Genomic DNA, 4,204 nt, shown 5'->3' on the forward strand with positions numbered 1-4,204 from the left:
AACGCGGTGATAGAGGAGATGCGCCAGTCGCTGATGAACTCGGTTATGCGGGTACGCGATGCCAGCGCGCAAATTGACACCGGTAGCCGCGAGCTGACGCTGGGAAACCGCGATCTTGCCGAGCGTACGGAATCCACCGCCACGTCGCTGGAGCAGACGGCGGCCAGCATGGAACAGATCACCGCCACGGTGAAGCTCAACGCCGATAACGCCGAGCAGGCGCACCAGCTGGCGAAGTCGGTGTCCGACACGGCCGATCACGGCAGCGAAATGGTCTGCTACGTAATTGAAAAAATGCGCGATATCTCGGGTAGCTCGGCGCGCATCGCCGACATCCTGAGCGTGATCGACGGTATTGCCTTCCAGACCAATATCCTGGCGCTTAACGCCTCCGTGGAAGCGGCGCGCGCGGGCGAGCAGGGGCGCGGGTTTGCCGTCGTCGCGGGCGAAGTGCGAAACCTTGCCAGCCGCAGCGCCGACGCGGCGAAAGAGATCCGATCGCTTATCAGCGATTCGCAGACCCACGTTAACGAGGGCAGCGAGCTGGCCCAGCAGGCTGGCGAAACCATGGACGAAATCGCAACAGAAGTGCTGCGCATGACCAAATTGATGCGTGAGATTGCGACCGCGTCTCAGGAGCAGAGCCGTGGTATTGAGCAGGTGAATATTGCGGTGAATCAGATGGACGAAACCGCGCAGCAGAATGCGGCGCTGGTGCAGCAATCCTCCGCCGCGACCCGCTCCCTTGAGGAGCAGTCGCGTCAGCTGATGGAAGCCATGTCATCATTCAAAGTGACGACTCAGACCGCTGCATAATATTACCCAGCCCCGGTACGTTCTGTGCCGGGGTTTTATTTTTTCCGGAATTAACTGCCGCAATATTATCGTGAATATCACCCATTAATATTTCCAGCGAACTGGTTAAGGCTAACGCTTTTTCCGTCGGTTCAAGGTATAAACCTTTGCGGAAAAATAACGGTTCATCAAAGAGTTGATTAAAACGCTTTAAGGCCAGGCTCACCGCCGGACGTGACATCTCCAGACGCAAAGAGGCTTTTGCCATGCTGCCGCAGCGGACGACTTCAATAAATACAGGGATAAGATTTAAATCAATGCCGGTATTAGCACGGGAATAATTTTTCATTGCGATTCTGCTCCACGAAATATCTATCAAACTGTTATGGAAATAATGCAGGAGCAGTGGTGAATATTAAAGCATGTTTTTTATAAACACTTATACGGTAAAATATATAAATGACCAGGGGAGCCAGAACGGCTCCCCTGTAGAGAGGCATTACGCGTCCGGGTACTCACGGATAAAACGTTCAACGTCTTCAACCATGTGGTTGTTGCCGACGAAGAATGAACGGCGCTGGTGAAGGCTTTCCGGCACGATATCCAGAATACGCTCTTTACCGTCGCTCGCCTTGCCGCCCGCCTGTTCGGCGAGGAACGCCATCGGGTTGCACTCGTACAGCAGACGCAGCTTCCCGTCCGGGTGGCTGGCGGTGCTTGGGTAGAGGTAGATACCGCCTTTCAGCAGGTTACGGTGGAAATCCGCGACCAGAGAGCCAATATAGCGGGACGTGTACGGGCGCTGGGTTGCTTTATCTTCTTCCTGGCAGAATTTAATGTACTTCTTCACGCCGTTCGGGAAGCGGATGTAGTTGCCTTCGTTGATGGAGTAGGTGTTGCCCTTCTCCGGGAAGCGCATGCGTTCCTGGCTCAGGCAGAAAACGCCCAGGGAAGGATCGTACGTAAAGGCGTGAACCCCGCATCCGGTGGTATAGACCAGCATGGTGGAGGAGCCATAAACGACGTAACCGGCAGCAACCTGGTTAATGCCCGGCTGCAGGAAGTCTTCTTCGGTTACCGGCGTGCCGACAGGCGTGACGCGGCGGTAGATGGAGAAAATGGTACCGACAGAAACGTTAACGTCGATGTTTGAGGAACCGTCGAGCGGATCCATCAGAACAACGTATTTAGCGTGTTCACACCCTTCGAAAACAACAATTTCATCTTCTTCTTCGGAGGCGATACCCGCAACGATGTCGCGCGCGCGCAGTGCAGCTTTCAGTTTTTCATTTGCGAACAGATCGAGCTTCTGTTGAACCTCGCCCTGAACGTTCTCGGCACCGCTGGCACCCAGGATATCGACCAGACCGGCCTTGTTGATATCACGGTGGATGATCTTAGCGCCCAGCTTTATTGCCGACAGCAAAGCAGTGAGTTCACCGGTAGCATGAGAGAACTCGTGCTGCTTTTCGACAATAAATTCACCTAACGTTTTCATAACACTTTCCCTGCATCTTTGTGAGTAGAGCGATTGTATGTTCACTAAAACGACTAAAGCCCAACAATCTTAACAAACATTCAAATATTAGCGCAGAGGTGAATCGCGCCAGCAACATACGGATTTACCTGAAATGCGTTTCACAGCCGCTAACATGTGAGTAAAATGTGCGCCACATTGAAGAAGGATAGTGACGTATGCGCATTCATATATTGGGGATTTGTGGCACTTTCATGGGCGGACTGGCAATGCTGGCGCGCTCGCTGGGCCATGAAGTGACGGGTTCGGACGCCAATGTGTATCCGCCAATGAGCACACTTCTGGAGAAACAGGGCATCTCGTTAATTCAGGGCTACGATGCCAGCCAGCTGGATCCCGAGCCGGACCTGGTGATCATCGGCAACGCCATGACCCGCGGCAATCCGTGCGTCGAGGCGGTTCTGGAACGCAATATTCCGTTCATGTCCGGTCCGCAGTGGCTGCATGACTTCGTCCTGCGCGACCGCTGGGTGGTTGCCGTTGCCGGTACCCATGGCAAAACCACGACCGCAGGGATGGCGACCTGGATCCTCGAAGCCTGCGGCTACAAGCCGGGCTTCGTGATTGGCGGCGTACCGGGTAATTTCGACGTCTCCGCACGTCTGGGTGACAGCCCGTTCTTCGTGATCGAAGCCGACGAATACGACTGCGCGTTCTTCGACAAGCGCTCCAAGTTCGTGCATTACTGCCCGCGCACGCTGATCCTCAACAACCTTGAGTTTGACCACGCGGATATTTTTGACGACCTGAAAGCGATCCAGAAACAGTTCCACCACCTGGTGCGCATTGTTCCGGGCCAGGGGCGCATCATCCTGCCGGAAAACGACATCAACCTGAAGCAGACGATGGCGATGGGCTGCTGGAGCGAGCAGGAGCTGGTGGGCGAGCAGGGCCACTGGCAGGCGAAGAAGCTCAACGCCGATGCCTCCGAGTGGGAAGTGCTGCTCGACGGTGAAAAAGTGGGTGAGGTGAAGTGGGGCCTGGTGGGCGAGCACAACATGCACAACGGCCTGATGGCCATTGCTGCGGCGCGTCACGTGGGCGTTCAGCCTGCGGATGCGGCCAATGCGCTAGGTTCGTTTATCAATGCCCGTCGCCGCCTGGAGCTGCGCGGTGAAGCCCACGGCGTTAGCGTGTATGACGATTTCGCGCACCACCCAACGGCCATTCTGGCGACGCTTGCCGCCCTGCGCGGCAAGGTCGGCGGGACGGCCCGCATTCTGGCGGTGCTGGAACCGCGCTCGAACACCATGAAGATGGGCATCTGCAAAGACGATCTCGCGCCGTCATTAGGACGCGCCGATGAGGTCTTCCTGCTGCAGCCGCAGCATATTCCGTGGCAGGTGGCGGAAGTGGCCGACGCCTGCATTCAGCCTGCGCACTGGAGCGCGGATGTGGATGCGCTCGCGGATATGGTGGTGAAAGCCGCTCAGCCAGGCGACCACATTCTGGTGATGAGCAACGGCGGTTTTGGTGGGATCCATCAGAAGCTGCTGGACGGTCTGGCGAAGAAAGCGGACGTGGCCGCGGAGTAAAAAAAAGCCCGGTGGCGCTTACGCTTACCGGGCCTACTTTCCCGTGTTTCCTCCTTCGCCCCTCCGGGGAGAGGGCCGGGGTGAGGGGGAAGAGATTACTCTTCGTTCTCAGACAGCTCGCGCAGATACTGGAAAATCAGGCGCGCAGACTTCGGCGGCTTATTCCCTTCTTTCTCTTTCTTCGCGTTGCGGATCAAGGAACGCAGCTGCTGGCGGTCGGCATCCGGCCACAGGTTCAGCACTTCCGGCACGGCGTCATCACCCTGTTCAATCAGACGATCGCGGATCTGCTCCAGCTTATGGAACAGCGCAACCTGCTGGTTGTGGCGGGTTTTTT

The 4,204-nt window shown here is 56.4% G+C and carries 5 protein-coding genes; 2 read left to right on the top strand and 3 right to left on the bottom strand.

What is annotated here, in order from left to right:
- A partial coding sequence (locus DEO48_RS16170) for a methyl-accepting chemotaxis protein (protein ID WP_258306114.1) occupies positions 1-816 on the top strand: 816 nt, incomplete at its 5' end.
- Here DEO48_RS16170 and DEO48_RS16175 read toward each other — a convergent pair.
- Together DEO48_RS16175 and fbp are read right to left on the bottom strand one after the other, a co-directional pair.
- The gene (locus DEO48_RS16175; RefSeq protein WP_109845722.1) at positions 788-1,144 is read right to left on the bottom strand and encodes a LysR family transcriptional regulator; all 357 of its coding nucleotides are present in this window, start codon (positions 1,142-1,144) and stop codon (positions 788-790) included. The two genes, DEO48_RS16170 and DEO48_RS16175, sit on opposite strands and share 29 nt — an antisense overlap.
- 150 nt (positions 1,145-1,294) lie before the next feature.
- Positions 1,295-2,293 (bottom strand): class 1 fructose-bisphosphatase, encoded by a 999-nt coding sequence (gene fbp / locus DEO48_RS16180; RefSeq protein WP_023310178.1) that lies wholly within the window; start codon positions 2,291-2,293, stop codon positions 1,295-1,297.
- 197 nt (positions 2,294-2,490) lie between these two features.
- Between fbp and mpl the strand changes: the two genes are divergently transcribed.
- Positions 2,491-3,867 (top strand): UDP-N-acetylmuramate:L-alanyl-gamma-D-glutamyl-meso-diaminopimelate ligase, encoded by a 1,377-nt coding sequence (gene mpl, locus DEO48_RS16185; RefSeq protein ID WP_109845723.1) that lies wholly within the window; start codon positions 2,491-2,493, stop codon positions 3,865-3,867.
- Positions 3,868-3,962: 95 nt separating this feature from the next.
- Here the strand turns inward: mpl and yjgA are convergent.
- On the bottom strand, positions 3,963-4,204 hold a 242-nt coding region (gene yjgA / locus DEO48_RS16190), incomplete at its 5' end, for a ribosome biogenesis factor YjgA (protein WP_146198289.1).

Origin of the sequence: Enterobacter sp. CGMCC 5087 (assembly GCF_003144775.1) — a bacterium.
In the GTDB taxonomy this organism is placed as follows: domain Bacteria; phylum Pseudomonadota; class Gammaproteobacteria; order Enterobacterales; family Enterobacteriaceae; genus Enterobacter; species Enterobacter cloacae_M.

Bases quoted from the DNA above. Each gene is read 5' to 3' on its own strand.
- mpl (WP_109845723.1), top strand. From the start codon at position 2,491: ATGCGCATTCATATATTGGGGATTTGTGGCACTTTCATGGGCGGACTG.
- fbp (WP_023310178.1), bottom strand. From the start codon at position 2,293: ATGAAAACGTTAGGTGAATTTATTGTCGAAAAGCAGCACGAGTTCTCT.
- DEO48_RS16175 (WP_109845722.1), bottom strand. From the start codon at position 1,144: ATGAAAAATTATTCCCGTGCTAATACCGGCATTGATTTAAATCTTATC.